The 21,532-nt window shown below is 68.5% G+C and carries 17 protein-coding genes; 1 reads left to right on the top strand and 16 read right to left on the bottom strand.

Annotation, left to right across the window (positions count from 1 at the left end):
- The 11 genes from FMQ63_RS20785 to trmFO all read right to left on the bottom strand — a co-directional run bounded on the left by FMQ63_RS20785 (position 1) and on the right by trmFO (position 15,835).
- Complete coding sequence (locus tag FMQ63_RS20785) at positions 1–885, bottom strand: hypothetical protein (protein WP_011553073.1); 885 nt, start codon at positions 883–885, stop codon at positions 1–3.
- Positions 886–2,727 (bottom strand): molecular chaperone DnaK, encoded by a 1,842-nt coding sequence (dnaK, locus tag FMQ63_RS20780; protein ID WP_011553072.1) that lies wholly within the window; start codon positions 2,725–2,727, stop codon positions 886–888. It abuts the gene before it with no gap.
- Between the two features lie 18 nt (positions 2,728–2,745).
- Positions 2,746–4,107 carry a J domain-containing protein gene (locus tag FMQ63_RS20775; RefSeq protein WP_020478604.1) on the bottom strand — a complete coding sequence of 454 codons (1,362 nt, stop codon included), beginning with the start codon at positions 4,105–4,107 and terminating at the stop codon, positions 2,746–2,748.
- Between the two features lie 108 nt (positions 4,108–4,215).
- Positions 4,216–5,460 (bottom strand): acetylornithine transaminase, encoded by a 1,245-nt coding sequence (locus tag FMQ63_RS20770; RefSeq protein ID WP_011553070.1) that lies wholly within the window; start codon positions 5,458–5,460, stop codon positions 4,216–4,218.
- 37 nt (positions 5,461–5,497) lie between these two features.
- Positions 5,498–6,895 carry an ATP-dependent protease ATPase subunit HslU gene (gene hslU / locus FMQ63_RS20765; protein ID WP_020478603.1) on the bottom strand — a complete coding sequence of 466 codons (1,398 nt, stop codon included), beginning with the start codon at positions 6,893–6,895 and terminating at the stop codon, positions 5,498–5,500.
- A gap of 12 nt (positions 6,896–6,907) precedes the next feature.
- Positions 6,908–7,435: an ATP-dependent protease subunit HslV gene (gene hslV, locus FMQ63_RS20760; protein WP_011553068.1), complete on the bottom strand. Its 528-nt coding sequence runs from the start codon at positions 7,433–7,435 to the stop codon at positions 6,908–6,910.
- Positions 7,436–7,505: 70 nt separating this feature from the next.
- Positions 7,506–9,326 (bottom strand): SLC13 family permease, encoded by a 1,821-nt coding sequence (locus tag FMQ63_RS20755; protein ID WP_011553067.1) that lies wholly within the window; start codon positions 9,324–9,326, stop codon positions 7,506–7,508.
- Positions 9,327–9,547: 221 nt separating this feature from the next.
- Positions 9,548–10,450 carry a tyrosine recombinase XerC gene (locus FMQ63_RS20750; RefSeq protein WP_011553066.1) on the bottom strand — a complete coding sequence of 301 codons (903 nt, stop codon included), beginning with the start codon at positions 10,448–10,450 and terminating at the stop codon, positions 9,548–9,550.
- Positions 10,451–10,500: 50 nt separating this feature from the next.
- Positions 10,501–12,762, bottom strand: a complete 2,262-nt coding sequence (locus FMQ63_RS20745) for a kinesin (RefSeq protein ID WP_171452295.1) — start codon at positions 12,760–12,762, stop codon at positions 10,501–10,503.
- Between the two features lie 59 nt (positions 12,763–12,821).
- Positions 12,822–14,465 (bottom strand): PD40 domain-containing protein, encoded by a 1,644-nt coding sequence (locus FMQ63_RS20740; protein ID WP_011553064.1) that lies wholly within the window; start codon positions 14,463–14,465, stop codon positions 12,822–12,824.
- A complete protein-coding gene (gene trmFO / locus FMQ63_RS20735; RefSeq protein ID WP_011553063.1) occupies positions 14,462–15,835 on the bottom strand; it encodes a methylenetetrahydrofolate--tRNA-(uracil(54)-C(5))-methyltransferase (FADH(2)-oxidizing) TrmFO in 1,374 nt (457 codons plus the stop codon). Before trmFO ends, FMQ63_RS20740 begins: the two co-directional genes overlap by 4 nt.
- A gap of 271 nt (positions 15,836–16,106) precedes the next feature.
- Between trmFO and FMQ63_RS20730 the strand changes: the two genes are divergently transcribed.
- Positions 16,107–16,499, top strand: a complete 393-nt coding sequence (locus FMQ63_RS20730) for a TraR/DksA family transcriptional regulator (RefSeq protein ID WP_011553062.1) — start codon at positions 16,107–16,109, stop codon at positions 16,497–16,499.
- Between the two features lie 42 nt (positions 16,500–16,541).
- Here the strand turns inward: FMQ63_RS20730 and FMQ63_RS20725 are convergent, their stop codons facing one another.
- The 5 genes from FMQ63_RS20725 to FMQ63_RS38075 all read right to left on the bottom strand — a co-directional run bounded on the left by FMQ63_RS20725 (position 16,542) and on the right by FMQ63_RS38075 (position 21,291).
- Positions 16,542–17,123 (bottom strand): biopolymer transporter ExbD, encoded by a 582-nt coding sequence (locus tag FMQ63_RS20725; RefSeq protein WP_011553061.1) that lies wholly within the window; start codon positions 17,121–17,123, stop codon positions 16,542–16,544.
- 3 nt (positions 17,124–17,126) lie between these two features.
- A complete protein-coding gene (locus FMQ63_RS20720; RefSeq protein ID WP_011553060.1) occupies positions 17,127–17,648 on the bottom strand; it encodes a biopolymer transporter ExbD in 522 nt (173 codons plus the stop codon).
- 19 nt (positions 17,649–17,667) lie between these two features.
- Positions 17,668–18,405 (bottom strand): MotA/TolQ/ExbB proton channel family protein, encoded by a 738-nt coding sequence (locus FMQ63_RS20715; RefSeq protein WP_026114210.1) that lies wholly within the window; start codon positions 18,403–18,405, stop codon positions 17,668–17,670.
- A 160-nt stretch (positions 18,406–18,565) separates the two neighbouring features.
- The gene (gene topA, locus FMQ63_RS20710; RefSeq protein ID WP_026114209.1) at positions 18,566–21,136 is read right to left on the bottom strand and encodes a type I DNA topoisomerase; all 2,571 of its coding nucleotides are present in this window, start codon (positions 21,134–21,136) and stop codon (positions 18,566–18,568) included.
- An 11-nt stretch (positions 21,137–21,147) separates the two neighbouring features.
- A complete protein-coding gene (locus tag FMQ63_RS38075; protein WP_225909975.1) occupies positions 21,148–21,291 on the bottom strand; it encodes a hypothetical protein in 144 nt (47 codons plus the stop codon).
- Positions 21,292–21,532: the final 241 nt, after the last annotated feature.

Here is a 21,532-nt window from a genome sequence, read left to right as displayed (position 1 = left end):
TCAGCCCGCGGAAATGACGCCTTCATCAATGAGCTGGACGAGGATGCGCGCGGTATCCAGCCGCGTCATCCCCGACAGCGAGAAGAGGTCTTCGTAGCTCACCGAACCGTCAATCTGCGCCAGCACGAAGCCGGCGCGGTGGTCCAGGTTGAGCCAGATGATGTCGTCCGGCTGCAGGCGCACCGCGGGCACCCGGCCCAGGTCGCCCAGCTTGGACTCCAGCCGGCCCATCAGCATCCGCTCACTGCGCGCGCGCAGCGACTCCACGCGGATGTCCGACGGCGCCAGCTCCTTCGCCTTGAAGAGCAGGTCCACCGCGCCGGAGTGGTCATCCAGTTCCAGCAGGTCCTCGGCCCCGCGCAGGAGCAGGTCCAGCTCGCTCTCCATCACGGGGAGGTCGAACTCCTGGGTGTGGCCTGCGGGGATGCCGTACTCGTCGGTGTCCCCCTTCGCCTGGAGGACGGGCTCGTCGAATTCGATGACCACGTCACGCGCCAGCAGCTCCAGCACGTCCGCCGGCGCGCCGTCCAGCGCCTCCGGAAGGACGACGGGCGCGGGCGGCGACTTGCCACCGGCCTCCGAGGGGCCGCCCTGTCCTTCCGCCCATGCGCCCCAGTCGCCTTCCAGCGCCGGTGAGACGGGCAGGTCCGCGTCGGTGGGCGCCAGCCGCCCCAGCGAAGGCTCCAACTCCGGAGGCCGCTCGAACGGCGTCGCCGTGCCCCGCGAAGGCGCGCCCGCGGCGGCCGCCAGGTACTCCCGGGCGCGGGTGTTGGCCGGATCCAGCTCCAGCGCGCGCTCGAAGAGCCGCTGCGCTCCCTGGGCGTCGCCACTGAGGCGCAGCCACAGTCCTGCCTCGATGAGCTGGTTCGCGCGCTGGCTGCTCATCTACCGCCCCGTGCCGCCGGGCGCCGGGCCCTTGAGCTGCGCCAGGCACCCCGTGAGCAGTTCACACGCGCGGCCCAGCGCCGCCACGTCCTCGCCCGCGCGGACCGCACGCGCGTGCTCCAGCACCTGCTCTGCCCGAGGCATCACATCCGGCGCCAGGCCACCTCCGCCCGGCAGCAGCCGCGCCCGCGTGAGCGCGTCCACCACGTCGCGCGCCAGCGAGTCCAGCTCCACGCGCCGCGTCTTCAGCTCCTCGGACGCCCGCGCGGCGATGAGGTAGCCGCGCTGCTCGTCCATGATGCGCTGGAGCTCCTCCTCCGTGAGGCCGCTGGACGCGGTGACGGTGATGGACTGGCGAAGCCCCGTCTCCCGGTCCTTCGCGTGCACGGAGACGATGCCTTCCGCGTTGATGTCGAAGGTGACGTCAATCTCCACCTGGCCCCGAGGCGCCTCCCGCAGGCCGGTGAGGACGAACTCGCCCAGCAGCTCGTTCTGGTGCGCCAGGTCGTGCTCCCCCTGGAGCACCATGATCTTCACGACGCGCTGGAAGTCCTTCGACGTGGCGAAGACCTCCGTGGCCGACGTGGGCACCGTGGTGTTCTTGGGGATGAGCCGGCGCACGGTGCCCCCGGCGATGGCCACGCCCAGGCTCTGCGGCGTCACGTCCAGCAAGAGCAGCTCATGCTCCGGCTGCACCAGCGCGTGGGCCTGAATCGCGGCGCCCAGCGCCACCACCTCGTCCGGATGGACGCCCTTGCAGGGCTCGCGGCGGAAGTAGCCGCGCACGGCCTCCACGATTTTCGGCATGCGCGACATGCCGCCCACGAGGATGACTTCCTTGAGCTCGGAGGCGCGCACGCCCGCCTCGCCGAGCACTTCGGTGGTAAGCCCCACCACGCGCTCCGCCAGGTCGGACGTCAGGTCATCCAGCTTGTCGCGGCTCAGCGTGGCTTGCAGGTGCAGCGCCGCACCACCGCCAGGCGGCGTGCAGATGAAGGGCAGGTTGAGCCCCGCCTCACGCACACTGGACAGCTCCACCTTGGCCTTCTCCGCCGCGTCCTTGAGCCGCTGCAACGCCATGCGGTCCTTGCGCAGGTCGATGCCGTGCTCCTTCGCGAAGCCGAAAACGAGCCATTCGATGATGCGGTTGTCCCAGTCCTCGCCGCCCAGATAGGTGTCACCGCCGGTGCCCACCACGTCGAAGACGCCCTGGGAGATATCCAGCACGGACACGTCGAAGGTGCCGCCCCCCAGGTCCAGCACCGCCACGCGCCCGTTCACCGTGCGGCCGAAGCCATAGGCCAGCGCCGCCGCCGTGGGCTCGTTGATGATTCGCAGCACGTCCAGCCCGGCGATGCGGCCCGCGTCCTTGGTGGCCTGGCGCTGGGCGTCGTTGAAGTAGGCCGGCACCGTGATGACGGCCTTGGAGACGGGCCGGCCGAAGTGCGCCTCCGCGTCCGCCTTCAGCTCCTGGAGAATCATGGCGCTGATTTCGGGGACGGACAGGTCCTTGCCGCCCATGCGGATGCGCAAGTCGTCGTGCTGCCCGGCCACCACCTCGTAGGAGAGCGCGCGCAGCGAGTCCTGCACCTCGTGCGAGGAGAACTTCCGGCCGATGAGCCGCTTGGCCGCGTACACCGTCTCCTGCGGATTGGTGATGGCCTGCCGCTTGGCAATGCTGCCCACCAGCCGCTTGCCGTTCTTCGCCATGGCCACGACGGAGGGCGTGAGCCCCTGGCCCGTGCGGTTCTTGATGACGACGGGCTGGCCGTCCTGGACGGTGGCGACGATGCTGTTCGTCGTTCCCAGGTCGATGCCAATGAGGGGTTCGGGCTCAGCCATGGGGAACCGTACTTACTCCTAGAACGTCCAGCGCAGCTTCTTGAGCGCGGCCTTCGCTTCCGCGTTGTCCGGGGCCAGCTTCGCCGCATCCTCGAAGGCTCGCTTCGCGAGTTTCTTCGATCCGCTGTCCAACAGCACCTTTCCCAGCGTCAGTTGGTGCTCGACCTTGTCGGGTTCCAGCTCCACGGCGCGCTGCGCCAGCCCTCGGCTTTCGGCTGCATCCTGCCCCAACAGGTTCCCCAGGCGGGCGCAGCGCCAGGCGGCCTCGGCGTTCCGGTCGTCCAGCGAGCAGGCGAGCCGGTAGGCCGACATGGCGCCATGCGTGTCCCCATGCCGCTCCATCTCCCGCCCTCGAGCGACCTCGATGGTCGCCCGCTGCGAGTCATGCCCCCGGCGTGCCTTGACCAGGAGAAGAGCGACTTCGCGGTTCTTCGGGTCCATCGTCTGGACCTGATGGAAGTCGTGATAGGCCCGCTCCCAGTCGCCGCTGGCGATGGCGGCCTTGCCCCGGGCAATCAGCTCGGCCAGTCGGCCCGTGCGGGCCAGGTAGGGATGCCGGGCCAACCGGGCCTGCCGCTCCGCGCGGCGCGCTTCGGACGCGCCATCATCCGGCGGTGGCGCCAGCGGACGCGACGGCGGCGGAATGGATGAAGGCCCGCTGGACGCCACGGGCGGACGAGGCGCCGGGGGTGGCGATGAAAGCTGATGCACCGGCGGCGGTTCTGGCGTCAGCAGGTGCTGCGCAGGCGCGGACGGAGGCGGCGCGGAGGGTGGCGGCGGCGCGGCGGCGCGTTCGGCCTGAGCCAGTGCCGGATTCGCGCGCAGGTAGGCCTCCCGCTTGTCGGGCTGCATGAGCACGTTGTGCGCGTCCGTGAGGCGCCGGAAGATGCGCTCCATGCGGGCGCGGAAGCTGCCCAGGTTCTTCCCGAAGTAGCGGTCCGGATGGAAGCGGCGCGAAGCGTTGTAATACGCCTGCTTCACCTCCGACGCGGGAGCCCCGGGCTTCAGCCCCAACACGGCGAAGTGGTCCATCGCGTCGAGCGAGCGCTCCAGCTCGATGATCTCCTTCTTCCGCTCCGGCTCGAGGTCCACTTCCTCGGCCATGGCCGCGTCCACCACGGGCGCGGGCGCCCCCCGAGGCACCACCCGGGCGGGGACGATGGCGCCCTTGGCCCGCAGCGCCAGCAGCACGGCGATGGTGCGCGGCTCGCCCAGCTTGGAGCGCGCCAGCACCTGGTCGATGCGCTCCACGCGCCCCACGAGCTGGAGCACCGAGCCCTCTTCCGCGGTGAGCTGGAGACGCGCTGCATCCAGTTGGGGCACCGTGGCGATGTGATCCGTCAGGGCCCCCAGCCCGATGATCGTGTTTGGCGCACTCACAGTGACAGTCCGAGGAAAGCCTTCCGGAGTTTCCAGACTAGGGTTCCGGACGCAGGGCGTCAAACGTCCGTGAACCCTTCCCCATGCGGTGGAACGCGGCCACGCCGGTCAGTTGGCGGCGAGCACGCGCTCAAGAATGGACAGACCTTCATCCAACTCACGCACGGTGACGATGAAGGGCGGCGCGAAGCGCAGCGTGCGGTCGCCGGCGGCATTCACCAGCAGCCCCTCTCCGCGCAGTTGGGCGATGACGGGCGCCACCTCGCGATCCAACTCCACGCCCACCAGCAGCCCCTGGCCGCGCACGGCCTGGATGCGACCCGCAGGCAGCCGGCCCTGGAGTTCACGCGCCCGGGCGAGCAGATAGGCGCCCTTCTCCTGGACCTCGTCCAGGAAACCGGGACGGCGGAGGATGCGCACCACGGCATTGGCGGCGGCCGCAGCCACCGGGTTGCCACCAAAGGTGGAGCCGTGCGTGCCCGGCGTGAGGCTGGCGCCCAGCTCTTCCTTGCAGAGCATGGCGCCAATCGGCAGGCCGTTGCCCAGCGCCTTCGCCACACTGATGCCGTCCGGGACGATGCCCTCGTGCATGAAGCCGAACGGCTTGCCAGTGCGGCCCATGCCCGTCTGGACTTCGTCCACCAGCAGCAGCAGCCCGTGCTCGTCACACAGCGCGCGCAGACCGACGAGGAAACCCAGGGGCGCCATGCGCACCCCGCCCTCCCCTTGGATGGGCTCCACGAGGATGGCGGCGGTCGCCGGGCCCACGGCCTTGCGCACCGCTTCGAGGTCGCCGTAGGGCACGTGGGTGAAGCCGGCGGGCAGCGGCTCGAAGCCCTTCTGGTACTTCGCCTGGCCGGTGGCGGTGACGGTGGCCAGGGTGCGGCCGTGGAAGCTGCTGTCGAAGGAGATGACCTCGAAGCGCTCCGGCGTGCCGCGGTCCTTCATCACCTTGCGCGTCAGCTTGAGCAGCGCCTCGTTCGCCTCCGCGCCCGAGTTGCAGAAGAACGCGCGTGACAGGCCGGACCACTCGGTGAGCTGCGCGGCCAGGTCAATCTGGGGCTGCGAATAGAACACGTTGGAGACGTGCCACAGTGAATCCAGTTGCGCCTTCGCGGCAGCCACGACTTCCGGGTGGCAGTGTCCCAGCGCGCACGTGGCGATGCCGCCAATCAGGTCCAGGTACTCGCGGCCATCCATGTCCCAGACACGAGCCCCCTGGCCCCGAGCCAGGACGAAGGGCGGCTGCTTGTAGTTCTGCAGCAGGTGGCGCTTCGCCTTCTGGACCAGGGCGTCGGTGGAGGAGTCGGACGATGCGGAGAGGGACGGCTCGGATTGCGACAAGGCAGTCATCCTTCGTGCGGTACGGTACCCCTCCGCATATAGCGCGCTACAGGATGTAGCGCGACAGGTCCTCGTCCTGGACGATGGCGGCCAGGCGCTCGCGCACGTAGGCGGCGTCCACCTGGAAATCCCGGGGGCCCATCTCACTGGCGGAGAAAGACACCTCGTCCAGCAGTCGCTCCAGGATGGTGTGCAGCCGCCGGGCGCCGATGTTCGCCGTGCTCTCGTTGGCCTGCTGGGCGATGCGCGCCAGCTCCGTCACCGCGTCGTCGGTGAAGGACAGACGCACACCTTCGGTGCTGAGCAGGGCCGTGTACTGTCGCAAGAGCGAATTCTTCGGCTCCCGGAGGATTCGGACCAGGTCCTCGCCCGTCAGGGGCTCCAGCTCCACGCGGATGGGGAAGCGGCCCTGCAATTCCGGGATGAGGTCGCTGGGCTTGGAGACGTGGAAGGCGCCAGCGGCGATGAAGAGCATGTGGTCCGTCTTCACCACGCCATACTTGGTGTTGATGGTGGAGCCCTCGACGATGGGGAGGATGTCCCGCTGGACGCCCTCCCGGGACACGTCCGGGCCGCCCCCGCCCTTGCCGCCCTCACGGCTGGCAATCTTGTCGATTTCGTCGATGAAGATGATGCCGTTCATCTCGGCGCGGGCCACGGCCTCGCGCTGGACGCGGTCGGGGTCCACCAGCTTGGCGGCCTCTTCCTTGCGCAGGAGCTGAAGCGCCTCGGGCACGCGCACGCGACGGCGGCGCGTCTTGTTCATGCCCGGCACGTTCTTGAAGAGGTCCTGGAGGTTGACGCCAATCTCCTCCATGCCCTGGCCGGAGAAGCCCCGCATGAAGGTGGGCGACGACTCCGCGGTCTCCACCTCCACCTCCACGTCATCCAGGGTGCCGGCGCGGAGCTGGGCGCGGAACTTCTCGCGCGCGCTGTCGCTGACACGCTGGACCGGTGGGGGTGGCGGTGGGGCGAAGCCGAACGGCGGCGTCGCGGACGACGACTTCACGCCGCCGCCCTGCATCAGCTCGATCAAGCGGTCCTCGGCCAGTTCCTCGGCGCGGGGGCCGACCTTCTCGGTCTCCTCCTCGCGGACCAGCGCGATGGCGGCCTCGACGAGGTCGCGAATCATCGACTCGACGTCACGGCCGACGTAGCCGACCTCGGTGAACTTGGAGGCCTCCACCTTGACGAAGGGCGCCTGGGCGAGCTTCGCCAGGCGGCGGGCAATCTCCGTCTTCCCCACGCCGGTGGGGCCAATCATGATGATGTTCTTCGGGTGGATTTCGTCGCGCAGATCGTCATCGACCTGCTGGCGGCGCCACCGGTTGCGCAGGGCAATGGCGACGGCGCGCTTGGCGGCGTTCTGCCCGACGATGTAGCGGTCCAGCTCGCTGACGACCTCGCGAGGCGTGAAGGCGGACAACTTGCGCGATTCGGCCACGGGGTGTGTCTCCTAGAGCTCTTCGATGGAGATGTTGGCGTTGGTGTAGATGTCGATTTCACCCGCGATGGTGAGCGACTGGTGCACCACGTCGCGAGCAGACATCTGCGTGTGCGCCATGAGGGCGCGCGCGGCGGCGAACGCGTAGGGGCCACCACTTCCCACGGCGGCGATGCCGTAGTCGGGTTCAATCACGTCACCCGCGCCGGAGAGGATGAACGTCTTCTCCTTGTCGGCGACGATGAGGAGCGCTTCCAGCCGGCGGAGGAAGCGGTCGGTGCGCCAGTCCTTGCCCAGCTCCACGCAGGCGCGGGCCATGTTCTTCTGATGCTCCTTGAGCTTGGCCTCGAAGCGCTCGAAGAGCGTGAAAGCGTCCGCGGTGCTGCCAGCGAAGCCGGCGAGCACCTGGCCTTCGCCCAGCCGGCGGACCTTCTTCGCCGTGTTCTTCATCACGGTCTTTTCGAGGGAGACCTGGCCGTCGCTGGCGATGGCGACCTTCCCGTCACGCCGCACGCAGAGGATGGTGGTGCCGTGGAACATAGGACCCGGGGTTTAACAAGCCGGGCGCGGCGTTTCCAAGGAACAGTGACTGGCTGTCTGCTCTCAGACTTCAAAAAGGAAGCACCCACGGCACCACCAGCACCGCCAGCGCGACGATGAGCACCTGGAGCGGGATGCCCACCCGGGCATAGTCGGCGAACCGGTAGCCCCCAGGGCTCATGACCAGCGTGTTCACGGGCGACGCGATGGGCGTGGCGAACGCCGCCGACGCGGTAATGGCCACCGCCATCAACAGCGGCTCGGGCCGGAGTTCCATGGACTCCGCGATGCGGAGGGCCACCGGGGCCACGAGGACGGCGGTGGCGGTGTTGGAGATGAACAGGCCCAGGGTGGACGTCACGATGGCGAGCACCGCCAATACGGCGTGGGGGCTGGCGCCAGTGAAGAGCCGCTCCAGGCCCGCCACCGCCAGTTGCGTCACGCCGGTCCGCTCCAGCGCGGTGGCCAGCGGGAACATTCCGGCGATGAGCACGACACTCTCCCAATTGACCGTGCGGTAGACGTCCGCGGAGCGCACGCAACCCGTGAGCACCATGGCCACCGCCGCGAGCAGCACCGCGACCACGTTGGGCAGCAGGCCCAAGGCCATCACGGTCAGCATCGCCAGGGTGATGATGACGGTGAGCGTCGCCCGCCGAGGATCCGCGAGGCGGTCGGTGCGCGGGTCGGGCTCGGCGAGCAGCACGAGGTCCTTTCGGGCCTCGGACAGGTTGCGCAGGTGCTTCTTGCGGCCCTTCACGAGCAGGGTGTCCCCGCGCCGCAGCGTGAAGTCCTTGAGTGCGGGGGACGAGGCATCCACCACGGCGTCCGCGCCCCGGCGAATCGCGAGCACCGTGGCCCGGAACTGGTCACGAAAGCGCGCCTGCCGGAGCGTCCGGCCCACCAGCGCCGAGCGGCGGGGAATCACCACCTCCGCGAGCGACTCCTCGGGTGGCAGCGACAGCGACTGCAAGGACGGGAGCCGCTCCAACCCCCAGTGCTCCACCGTCGCGACGACGGCATCCTCATGGCCCTGGACGACCAGGACCTCGTCCGCTCCGAAGGGACGGTGCGGAACCACCGGATGCGCGGCGCCCATCAATGAGATGCCCACCACGTTCACTCCGTGCGCGGAGCGCAGGTTGGCCTCGCCGAGCGTCCGGCCCACGAGCTTCGAGCCACGGGGAACGCGGAGGGCATGAAGCAACGTTCCCAGGCCGTACTCCGTGGCGAAGTCCTCGGGCGACAGCACGGCCTGCGCCGCGACCTGCCCCTGCGCCGCCGAGGGCAGCAGGTATTTGCCAGCGAAGATGAGGAACAGCATGCCCACGGCGAGCATCACCACGCCGATGGGAAAGAAGGTGAAGAAGCGGAACGGCTCATGGCCCGCGTCCCGGAGCGCCCCACTCACGATGAGGTTGGGCGGGGTGCTGATGAGCGTCAGCATGCTGCCCAGGTGGGCGGCGAACGCGAAGGGCAGGTAGATGCGGGCAGGCGCGATTCCGCGGCGAAGGGCGAGCGTTCCCACCACCGGCATCAGGATGGCCACGGTCCCCGTGGAGCTCATGAAGGCAGACAGCGCGGCGGTGGCCAGCATCACCACGGCGATGGTGCGCCCCTCCCCTTCCCCAGCGAGGTGCCCCAGCCGCTGCCCCAGCCACCCGGCCAGTCCTGTCTCCGTGATGGCGCCGCCAATCACGAAGAGCCCCACCAGCATGATGACCACCGGGTTGCTGAAACCCGCGAGCGCATCATCCACAGGAACGATGTCGAAGAGGAGGAGCGACAGCAGCGCGAGCAACGCCACAATGTCCAGCCGCACCCGGTCGCTCACGAAGAGCACCAGGGAGACGGCGAGGATGCCAAGGGTGATGAGCGCGGGAGAGGTCACATCCAGCAGCTATGACACCTCACGTAGGGATTCGCTACGCCTACGCCCAGCCCACGCCCCAGGCTCGACGTCACGACCGCTGGCGCGCCAATAGCACCGGCAAGCCCCACTGCACGCCCAGATGGACGAGGCAGAGCGCGGCGAGGACGGGCGCAACACAGGACAGGTTCGCGATGGCAATTACGGTCCCCGTCACGCGGCGTCGCCTGGTCGCCGAGCACTCACGCCCGCGGATGCGCGGAGTCGTAGACCTGCTGGAGCTGCTCCCACGTCACCTGGGTATACCGCTGCGTGGTGGACAAGCTTGAATGGCCCAGCAGCTCCTGGATGCTGCGGATGTCCGCGCCCCCGCCCAGCAGGTGCGTGGCGAAGGAGTGACGCATGGCATGCGGGCTCACCTTCCGCGTCAGCGCGCACTTCAGCACGTATGTATCCAGGTGCCGCGCGATGCTCCTCGGCGTCAGGCGTCCTCCCCGGAAGTTGAGGAACATCGCCTCTGGCGCCTGGTCCTTCCGAATCGTGGCCAGCAGCTCCCCCCGCCGTGCGAGGTACGCCTCCAACGCTCGGATGGACTGCGCGTTCACGGGCACGAGCCGCTCCTTGCTCCCCTTGCCCATCACCCTGACGATTCGCCCGCTGCGGTCGATGTCCAGCAGGTCCAACCCGCACAACTCACTGATACGCAGGCCGCCGCCGTAGAGCAGCTCCAGAATCGCCCTGTCCCGCAGCCCGAGCACCGTCTTCACGTCGGGCATGTCCAGGATGGCGAAAACCTCCTCCACCGGCAGCACCTTGGGCAGCGTCTTCGGCAGCTTCGGGCTCTTCACCAGCTTCGCGGGGCTCGCGGGCAACAGCTTCTGCCGAACGAGGTACTTGTAGAACGACTTGATGCTCGCCAGCCGCCGCGCCCGGCTCGCCGGGGCGTGGTCCGTGCTCAACGTGCCCAGGTAGCCACGAATCGCCGCGTGCGTCCCCGACAGGAGCGACAGCTTCATTCGCTCCACCAGGTAGCGCTCGAAGTCCACCAGGTCGATGAGGTAGTTGCGCACCGTGTGCGGGGACGAGCCCTTCTCGTCCTCCAGGTGGGCGCGGAACTTCTCCAGCAGCGGCGACAGGCTCGTCATCGAGGACGAGCCTACGGGCCGGAGAAATCCTGGCAAGATTCGCGGTGGGCCTACGGCGCCTTGGCCGGAGCCGCGGCAGGCGCTGCCGCCGCCGGAGCCGGTTCCGCCTGGGACGGCAACAGCGCCAGGCAGGTGTCCTGAGACAACCAGCCCGCGTGGCAGAACCAGGTCAACAGCGGAATCCGGACCTGCCAGAGCAACACGAAAACCACCGCCAGCGTGATGGCCAGCTTCGTCCACCCGGACGCGCCCTCCGCCTCGTCGTCCTCCTGCTGCCGGACCAGCGCCGAGCGCACCATGTCCAAGCGGTCCACCCGGGCGTTCGAGGGCAGCTTCGGACGGCGCGTCACCAGCGAGGACAGCTCCGGTGTCAGCATCAGCCGGTCATTCAGCGCCCAGCCCGAGCCTTCCAACAGCAGCGCCAGGTTGCGCCGGCGCAGCTTCAGCCAGCCCAGAAGTCCTGCCGGGGCCATGACGACAATGGCAATCAGCGTCGCCGCGGAGATGAGGTCCACCAGCGTCAGCGACTTCACCTGCGTCATGATGAACGCGAAGGACGAGCCCAGCGCCGCAGCCGCCAGGCCGCCCGCCGCCACGATGCCCGCGAGCCCGCCGCCTGGAGGTGCTGCGGCTGCTGCAGCGGGAGCCGCGCCCGCCGCCGGAGAAGGCGCCACCGGCGGCGCATTCGTCGCGTTCGTGTAGCCCTTCTCCAGCGTCGAATCGAACGTCTTCTCGCCCGCCGACGCCAGGCCCTCCACCTTACTGGTGATGAATTCGCCGATGCGCGCGAAGGGCATGGTCATCGACTCCCACAGCGACACGGGCTGACGAACCACCTGCGTCACGATGGCGTCGCTCTCCACGCCGTCCACGTCGTAGAAGACGCCCCGCTTGCCCACCGCGAGCTCCGTGCTCCGGCCGCTCGTCACCGGCACCGCCACTTCATACCCGGGCGTCCCGTCCTTCGGCGCCACCTGGACGTAGAGGATGCAGGTGGTCCCCAGCGCGGTGAGCGCGGAGTGCGCGGCCCGGTTCGTCACCAGCACCGACAGCGTGTACTTGCGCCCGCCCAGGATGAGCGTCCCCTTCTCCACCAGCGCCAACCGCTTGGGCATGTAGAGGTTGGGCATGCTGATGAAGTTGTTCGCGAACAGCAGCAGCCAGCGCTGGTAGAGGACCAACCGCTCCAGCTCGTTGACGGCATCCAGCGTGGGCTTGAGCGCGAGGTCCGCCGCGCTCGCCGCTTCCAGGGCATCCAGGTCCGCGTCCGAAACCGACGGCAGCGTGTCCATCAGCGTGCGCACCGGGTTCGCCTCGAGCTGCGCCTGCCACGCCAGCACGCCATCCGCCTTCGCCGCCAGCCCCCGCCACGCCGAGTCCGACAGCCGCTGCGAATCCCCCGTCATCGGCGTGGCGACGTCCGTGCGGAACGCCTCCAGCACCTCGTACGCGGGCCCGCGCAGGAGACGGGACCACTCCAGCACACCCGACGCATCCGGCGGCGCGATGGGCAGGTCACCCGCCGCCTTCCCCAGCGCCGCCATGTCGCCCAGTGCACCCTCCACCCGCTCCGCGCGCAGGCGCAGGCTCGCCGCCGCTTCGGGCTGCGCGGCCACCAGCCGGCACTGCACGAAGTACGCATCCAGCAACGGCGCCACGTCGCGCACGCGCTTGGCTGTCTCCAGGCTGATGTCGCCCCAGACGAACGCCGCGCCCTGCTTCTCCCGGTGCTCCCGCAGCTTCGCGCGCTCCTCGCGGAAGCGTGCCACCAGCGCCGCGTCCACGCCCGCCTTGCCTGCCCGATTCGTCAGCGCGGGAAAGCTGGCCATCAGCTCCTGGGCCAGGGGCCGCAGGTGCTCGGACAGGTGCTCAGGAGCGACGATGCCATCGCCGTTCTGCCCGGTCTCGCGCAGGGCCTTCTCGCTCTCGCGAACCTGCGCCAGGGAGATGCGCCCGGCGTCCGTCGCCTTCAGCGTCCGGAGAATCATCTCCGCCGCGCCGCGCAGGGGCCGCGCCTCCTCGCTGAGCGCGTTCAACTCCAGCACGTCACTGGAAGCATCCGCGCCGCGCCGGTCCTTGAGCTGTTTGGCGGCCCAGTCCACCGCCGTGCGCACCTCCGCCACGCGGATGCGGCCGTTGCCGTCCGCGTCCATCAACGTCAGCAGGCGTGGATCACAGCTCAAGCCCTCCAACGGGCACGCCGTGGCAATCCACTGCGTTTCGGGGATGCGGATCGCCTCCACCAGCACATCGAAGGAGGGAATGTCGACCTGGAGCGAGCCGCCGTAGCGGCGATAGATGAGCGAAGCCATACAGGCGGCGGAAGTAAGCACACCGCCCGACGAATCGCACGATCCTCAACAATCAAAAGCTACGGCGTCGCGGGGACGCTGTAGATGCCGGCCTTCGGGCCCTGCGTAATCGCGTACACGGCCAGCGAGTCATTCTTGCCCCCGAAGGACACCGGCACCTGGATGCCCTGATCCAGCGTCTTCCGCGCCTGGGTCTTCACGTCGTACACCGCCACATCGTAGGTGTCCGAGTCCATGCGGGCATACGTGACGAGCACCCGCTGGCCATCATCGGACAGCTTGTAGCTGAAGATGCCTTGCAGCCACGTGCGAGGGTCCGCCTGCCGGGGCAGGTCCATGGCCATGAAGTCACACGAGCGTCCATTGCGGATGCAGTTGGAGCGGAACACCACCTGCCCGTTGCCCGGCGTGAAGCCATAGCCAAAGACGCCCTGCTGCACCTTCGCCGCCCGCTCCTCCCCCAGGGTGTACAGCATCAGGTCCACCGAATACGCGGGCTTGAGGATGCGCGAGAGGAACGCCACATAGCGCCCGTCCGAGCCCCAGACGAAGTTGGGCACGCGGCCGCCCACCTGCTTCGTCGTGCCGTCCGGCAGCGCGGCCACCGACATCAGCCCCGCGTTCGCAGTCGAGTCATACTTCTCCAGGAAGCCCACCGCCTGCGAGTCCGGCGAGAAGGCCAGCTTCTCCACCTGCACGCCCAGCTTGCGCCCCGCGCCCCCCGCCGCCGGGCCCAGGTACAAGTCCCCTGGCACGTTCGGCTTGCCGTTCTCCGTGCGCGCCAGCCACTTGCCATCGGGCGAAAAGGCAAACACACCCGAGGCCACCGCCAACCGCTTCGCCTTCAGTTCGGGCAGCTCCGCCAAGTACAAGTCATACAGCCCCCGCACCGACTCGCTGCGCACCTGGAAGGCCACGCGCTGACCATCCGGGGAGACTTCGTAGTCCCCCACCTGGTCCCCCACCTTCATGGGCGGCGCGTCTGGCTTCTCCACGGAGATGGCCGCCATGCCCCCCGCCGCGGACAGCCGGCGCTTGAAGAGCAGCGTCTTGCCGTCCGGCGTGAACTGGGCGGTGCTGACCTCCGCCGCCACGTCCGTGAAGGGTCCTGACGGCAGCGTGCCCAGCTTCAGCTTGCCGCCATCCACGTAGGCCAGCTTCGTCCCGTCCGGGCTGGGCAGCATGTAGCTGACCGCCGTGCCCAGCACGACAGGCGCCGCCTTCGCGTCATCCAGCGACGCCACGTTCAGCGCGCCCGACTGCGTCGCCGGGTTGTAGCCAGTGAGGAAGAGGACGTACTTCGAGCCCGGCGCCACCAACTGTCCGCCGGGGACGTTCGTCACGCCCTCGCCCAGCTTGCGCGGCTCGCCGCCCTCCACGGGCACCGCGTACAGCTCGCCCAGCACCATCTGCGGCGGAATGCCGTCCAGCCGGGGCTTCTGCCCGTTGACGAGGTACGTGGCGAAGCGGCCGTCCGACGTCACCCGCAGGTCCGTCACGCGGCCCGAGGCCAGGAGCGTGCCCTGCCCCGCGCCGGGGGCACCGGGCGGAGGTGGCTTCTCCGCCGCCGCGGCGGCCTTGGCGCGCCGCACGCCCGGGGCCTCCGAGCCGCCATTTTCGCCCTGCTTGCAGCCCGTGCCCGCCATCACCAGCGAGGCCATCAGGCCCGCGGTCCACAGCCGCCCCTGCCGCATCCGCATCATGCGCTCCTCTGATCCACGTGCTCGGGGGCGCCCGCCGCCGGGACGCCCGCATGCGGCAGCCATGCCGCCAGGTCCTGCTTCGCTCGCGCCGAATACGCCGCGCGCTTCTCCGCCTTCTTCATCCGCCCGGTCAGCGGCGAAAAGATGCCGAAGCTGATGTTGGAGGGCTGGTGCGGGTAGTCCGGCGGGTGCGCTTCGCCCGTCACGTGCCGCAGCAGCGCGCCCATCGCCGTGGTGGCCGGCGGCGGAACGAACTCCGTCCCCGTCAGCCGTGCGTGCAGCGCCAACGCCACCAGGTATCCACATGCCGCGCTCTCCACGTAGCCCTCCACGCCGGAGATCTGCCCCGCGAAGTAGAGCCGGGGCTCCGTCTTCAGCGACAAGTCCTTCGCCAGCAGCCGGGGCGAGTCGATGAAGGTGTTCCGGTGGATCTGCCCCATCCGGAGGAACTCCGCTTGCTGAAGTCCGGGGATGAAGCTGCTGAAGATGCGCTTCTGTTCACCCCAGGTCAGCCGCGTCTGGAAGCCCACCATGTTCCAGGACGTGCCGCCCACGTCCTCCATGCGCAGCTGCACCACCGCGTAGGGCTCCTGGCCCGTGCGCGGGTCCCTCAGGCCCACCGGCTTCATGGGCCCATAGGCCAGGGTGTCGTCGCCACGCTCGGCCATCACTTCAATGGGCAGACACCCTTCGAAGTACTTGGGTTCCTCGAAAGCGTGCGGCACCACCTTCTGACCCGCCTTCACCTCGGCGATGAAGCGGTAGTACTCGTCCTTCGTCATCGGAAGGTTGAGGTAGTCGTCCCCGCCGCCCTTGCCGTAGCGGCTCTGGCGGAACGCCACGTTCATGTCGATGGAGTCCGCCGACAGGATGGGCGCGATGGAGTCATAGAAGTAGAGCCGGGTGCCCACGTGGCGCTCCAGCTCCCGCGTCAGCGCATCCGACGTGAGCGGTCCCGTGGCAATCACCACCGGGCCGTCCTCGGGCAGCTGCTCCACCTCGCCGGCCACCAGCTCCACGCCGGGCTGGCGCAGCAGGGACTCCGTAATCGCGGCGGAGAAGCGCTCGCGCTCCACCGCCAGCGCGTCCCCCGCGGGCACCCGGTTCGCGTCCGCCGCGCTCAGCACCAACGAGCCCAGCGCGCGCAGCTCCGCGTGCAGCAGGCCAATGGCGCTCTCCGGGTTGTCCGAGCGCAGCGAGTTGCTGCACACCAGCTCCGCCAGCGTGTCCGACTTGTGCGCGGGAGAACGCTTCTGGGGCTTCATCTCCCGCAGCACCACCGGCACCCCGCGGCGGGAGAGCTGGTAGGCGCACTCCGTCCCCGCCAGGCCGCCGCCAATCACCGTCACCCGCTGCTTCTGATCCGCCATCCGCTTCCTCCAGGCCCGCGCCGCGCGGCGTCCAGCAACTGTTAGCAGGACTGACACGCCCTGGCCCAGCGTCGATTCAACCGTGTGTGACCCCACGCTCTCGCACCGGATTCACGCATGGCCGGCTGCCCACCGGCCCACCTCCGCCTCCCGCTGGAAGGCGCGGTTTCCCTACCTGGGTTGCACCCCTACGTTTCTCGCGTTCGCCGCTCGGGGGCGGCCTGCATCCGGGCGAGCGCCACTGAACTCGTAGACTGGGAGGACCGAAGCCATGGCGACCCGCCGAACCCTGGACCTGAACCGGATCCGCGAACTCCTGCAGCGCCGCCGCAGGGAGATCCTCAGCGCCAACGAGGGGGCGCACCGCGAGCTCACCGCCCTGAAGAACCAGGAGCGGGACCCCGAATACGAAGAAAACGCCCAGTCCGAGCTGGCCGACTACACCCTCTCCAGTCTGATGGAATCGCAGCGGCGCGAAATCATGCTCATCGACGCGGCGCTGCGCCGAATGGACATGGGCGTGTTCGGCGAGTGCGTGGACTGCGGCTTCGAGATTCCCATCGAACGCCTGGAGGCCCTGCCCTTCGCCATCCGCTGCGAGGAGGACGCCAGCATCCACGAACTCGAGACGCGCGGCGGCCCCATGGCCAGCCCGTCTCTCTGAGGCGGTGCGAGCGCGCGCTCCCGGTGCCGCCCCGGGGGCGTGCTACTCGCCCTCTTTCTGGAGCACCACGAAGCGGTAGTTCTCCAGCTCGTTCTGCCCCGCCGTGTAGAGCACGGTGAGGAGCATGTCGTAGGGAATCTTCTTGTCCGCGATGACGGACAGCTCCCCGCTGAAGGGCGCCGACGGGTTGCGCGCGGCGATGTACTTCAGCTTCTCCACTTCCTTCTTGAGCTGCGCGTCCAGCGGCAGCACCAGCCGCCCCTGGAGCTTGTCGGCCGGGAACTGGCCGTTCTGCAGCCGTAGGACCTCCCGCTCACCCACCAGCACGTTCCTGGGCGTGATGGTGACGGCCACGGTGTCCTTGGGCGTGGCGCGCGTGGAGGACACGGGCGGACGCACGTCCTCGGACGCCGTCACCGCCGCGGACGACGAGGCGAAGGACTTGAGCAGGAACACCAGGAGGATGGTCATCATGTCCATCATCGCGGTGATGTTCAGCTCCTTGATCTCCCCCGCCGCCTCGCGCTCCTTGCGCTTCTTGCGCGCCAGGGCCCGGCGGTAGCTCAGCCGCGCCACGGCTTCCGCGTCGGGCGTGTCCACGGCGGATGTCGTCGGGTCGGCCATGGCTCAGATGGCTCCCAGGGTGACGTCCGGGAACAGCAGCCGGCGCTCGCGGCCCTGCGTCTCACGGATGGCGTCCAGCGTCTGCGTCAGCGTCTCGTAGGGGACGTCCGGGTCCGCGCCCACGATGACCTTCGTCTCCTTGGGGAAAGCGGACTTGATCTCCACCATCTTCGCGTTGAGCGCGGAGAAGTCGTGCGCGCCGTCCGCCTTCACGGGGATGGTGGGCGTACCCGCCTCTCCAAGGATGGCGTTCTCGCTGCTGACGAAGTGCCCCTTCTTGGAGATGAGCACGGACAGCGTCAGCTTCGGCGCATCGTCCGGGTTCTCCTGGGCCATGCCCGTCGTCGGCGCACCATAGGCGGGGGCGTTGACGTTGATGATGCCGAACGTCGCCAGGCCGGTGATGGACAGCAGCATGAAGATGATGAGGTTCATGAGGATGTCGAGGTACGGGACGATGTTCAGCTCGCCCGCCTCTTCTTCCTCACGGACCTTCAGCTTGCGCCGGGAGTAGTGGAACGCCATGGCCGCGTGCCCTTGCGCGCTACGAAGCGCGCGCCTCGAGCTCCGTGGTCGCCGGGTCCACGGAACCGCGGCGCGACAGGAGGTTCTCCAGCTTGAGCGCGTTGAGCTCCAGCCCCTCCACCATGCTCTTCGCGTACGACGTGAGGAACAGGTGGAAGATGATGCAGATGACGGCGATGGAGAGCGCGAAGGCGGTGTTGTTCATCGCCTTGGAGATGCCGTCCGACAGCAGCACCTGCTTCTGCTCCGCCGGCACGTTGCCCAGCGCCTGGAAGGTGCCGATGAGGCCGAAGATGGTGCCCACCAGGCCCACCAGCGTGGCGATGTTCGCCAGGGACCACAGCCAGGGGATGCGCTTGGACACGTTCGGGCTGTGCTCGACGATGGCCTCCTCCACCGCCTTGGAGACCTCAATCTCACCGCGGTTGGCGTTCACCAGGCCCGCGCGGACCACCTTGGCCAGCGGCGCGTTGGGCGCCATGGCGCACACCTTCACCGCGCGGTCCAGGTTGCCGCTGCGCACCAGCTTGGCGATCTGCTCCATGAAGGGCGGCGCGTTCAGGTTGTAGCGGAACACCAGGGTGACGATGCGCTCCAGCGCGACCGCCAGCGAGCACGCCAGCCAGAACAGGTTCACGAACATGAACGGTCCGCCATCCTTGAAGAACTTGATGACGGAGTCCGTGACGCCCAGCTTGCCCCCTTCCGTGGCCGCGAGGGTCACGTCCAGCAGCAGCTCGCTTACCGAGGGAATCATTGCGCCCAGAGTCCTTTCGACGCCCGCCCCCCGGGGCGCGCCCATCCGGAGGCGGGCACCCGTTCGACGTTCCCGGGGAGGGAGCAGCCTGGACTTCTAGGGCGGGCCCGCCAAGGCTGTCAAGCCGAGGACGGGCCATGCCCATGTAACTACTGGGCTTTCAAGCAGCCGAGGAGGCTTCGGGTGACCCACCCGGGCCCCCGGGCTGCTCGGTGATTTCGCGCCGGTAGTCGCACTCCTTGTTGGGGCACGCCACGTACGGGCCGTCCCGCTTGGAGAACTTCTGGAGCAGGTAGGGGGACGCACAGGTGGGGCACGGCTCGGCCAGCGGCCGGTCCCAGGCAGCGAACTTGCAGTCCGGGTAGCGGTTGCAGCCGAAGAAAATCTTCCCGCGGCCACTGCGGCGCTCCGTCAGGTAGCCCTCCTTGCACTCCGGGCACGACACGCCAATGGAGATGGGCTTGGACGTCTTGCAGTCCGGGTAGCCGGAACAGGCCAGGAAGCGCCCGAAGCGGCCCCGCTTGATGACCATGGGCTTGGTGCACTTCTCGCAAACCTCGTCGGTGGTCTCCTCCTCCACCATGACGATCTTGCCCTCGGCGTCCCGCTTGAAGTCCTTCGTGTTCTTGCAGTCCGGGTAGTTCGAGCACGCGAGGAAGTGCCCCATCTTCCCGAACTTGATGACGAAGAGGTTGCCGCACTTCTCGCAGGGGATGTCCGTCTTGATCTCCTCCCGCTTGACGTCGCGCATCTCCGCTTCGGCCTTCTCGAGCGTCTCCTTGAAGGGCCCGTAGAAGTCGTGCAGCACGGACTTCCAGTTGGCGCCGCCCTCGGAGATCTGGTCGAGCTTCTCCTCCATCGTCGCCGTGAAGGTGACGTCCAGCTCGTGGGGGAAGTGCTTGACCAGCATCTCGTTGGTCATGTTCCCCAGGTCCGTGGGCCGGAAGCGGCCCTCCAGCTTCTCCACGTACTTCTTGTCCTGGATGGTGGAGAGAATGGCGGCGTAGGTGGACGGGCGGCCAATGCCGCGCTCTTCCAGCTCCTTCACCAGCGTGGCCTCGCTGAAGCGCGGGGGCGGCTGGGTGAAGTGCTGCTCGTGGAGCAGCTTCTGGAGGTTCAGCGCGTCACCGTCGTTGAGCACCGGCAGCTCGCCCACCGCGTCGGCGCCCTCGGCGTTCTCGTCACCGGCGGCCTTGGCCTTCTCCTTCTCCGCCTCTTCCTCCGGCGTCAGGCCAGCACCGTAGACCGCCAGGTAGCCGGCGAACTTCAGCGTGCTGCCGGAGGCGCGGAAGGTGGCCCGGCCTGCGGCGATGTCCGCGCTGGTCTGGTCATAGACGGCGGGCTTCATCTGACACGCGACGAAGCGTTTCCAGATGAGCTCGTAGAGGCGGTACATGTCCTCCTCGCCCATGGCCTCGAAGAAGGGCTTCACCCGCTCCGGCGGGTACTCCAGCGACGTGGGCCGGATGGCCTCGTGCGCGTCCTGGGCGCTCTTCTTGCTGCGGTACACCATGGGCTCGTCGGGCAGGAAGTCCTTGCCGTACTTGCCGTCGATGAACTCGCGCACCTGCTTCACCGCGTCGTCGGACAGACGGGTGGAGTCCGTACGCATGTACGTGATGAGCGCCGTCTGGCCCTCGTCACCCAGCGGCACGCCTTCGTAGAGGCGCTGCGCCAGCGTCATCGTCTTCTTCGCGGTGAAGGACAGCCGGTTGGCCGCCTCCTGCTGGAGCTTGGAGGTGATGAACGGCGCGGGCGCGTTGCGGCGGCGCTCGCGGCGGTCGACCTTGGCCACCGAGAAGCTGGCCGTCTGGAGCTCGGCGACCAGGCTCTCCGTGAAGACGCGCTCCTTCAGCTCCACCTTCTTGCCGTCCAGCTTGGACAGCTTGGCCTTGAACGGCGGCGGGCCAGCGGGGCCCTCCAGCAGCGCGTCCAGCGTCCAGTACTCCTCGGGGACGAAGGCCTTGATTTCGTCCTCGCGCTCCACGATGAGGCGCACCGCCACGGACTGAACGCGGCCCGCGGACAGCCCCCGGCGCACCTTCTTCCAGAGCAGCGGGGAGATTTGATACCCCACCAGCCGGTCGAGGATGCGGCGCGTCTGCTGCGAGTCGTAGTTGTCCTGGTTGAGCTGGCGCGGCTGCGCGATGGCTTCCTGGATGGCCTTCTTGGTGATTTCGTTGAAGGTCACTCGGAGCGCGTCGGGATGCGCCAGCTCCTCCTTGATGTGCCACGCAATGGCCTCGCCCTCGCGGTCGGGGTCCGTGGCCAGGAAGACGCGGTCGGCCGACTTCGCCATCTTCTTGAGCTCGTTGAGGACCTTCTCCTTGCCCTTGATGACCGTGTACTCGGGCTGGAAGTCGTGCTCCACGTCGACGCCCATCTTGCTCTTGGGCAGGTCCTTCACGTGGCCCACGGAGGCCTTCACCGTGTAGCCGGAGCCCAGGTACTTCTTGATGGTCTTCGCCTTGGCGGGAGACTCCACGACGACCAGGTAGTGCGGGCCCTTGCCACGGGGCGTGGCCTCCTCCTCCGCGTCTGCTTCCACGGTGGGGAGTTCGTCCTCGTCCCCCTTCTTGGTGCGGCGGCGGGCCGCCGTCTTCTTGGCGGCGGTCTTCTTCTTGGCCGCAGGCTTCTTCTTGGCGGCCTTCTTGGCGGCGGCCTTCTTGGCGGGCGCCTTCTCCTCGGCCGCCTCAGTCTCTTCCACCTTCTTCTTCGTCCGCGTGGCCATGACTCTCCTACCTAGATTCTCTCGTACAGCCTTCCGGGGTGCTGGATGACCAGCCCCGTCAATTCCAACTCCACCAGCGCGCTGGCGAGCGCCGCCGGTGAGAAGGTGCTGCCGACCAGCACCTCGTCGAAGCTCCGGGGAACCCGGTCCAACATCGCGAAGGCCCCCCTTCGCTTCCGCGGAGAGGTCCTCCCATGAGCCCATCGTCCCAGGAGGAACCGCCGCCAGAGGGTCCACTTTCAGCACCCTCCACACATCATCCGGGCCCAGGCAAACCGCCGCCTCCCCGTTCCGCAGCAATGCGTTGCAGCCGGCCGCCTCCTCCTGGCGTACGTCACCGGGCATCGCGAATACCGGCCGCCCCTGCGCCCGCCCCGCCTCCGCCGTATACAGACT

The sequence above is a fragment of the Myxococcus sp. CA005 genome, assembly GCF_006518205.1.
Lineage (GTDB): Bacteria > Myxococcota > Myxococcia > Myxococcales > Myxococcaceae > Myxococcus > Myxococcus xanthus.
The sequence above is the reverse complement of the archived record's forward strand: the minus strand, read 5'-3'. Positions and strand labels throughout refer to the sequence as shown.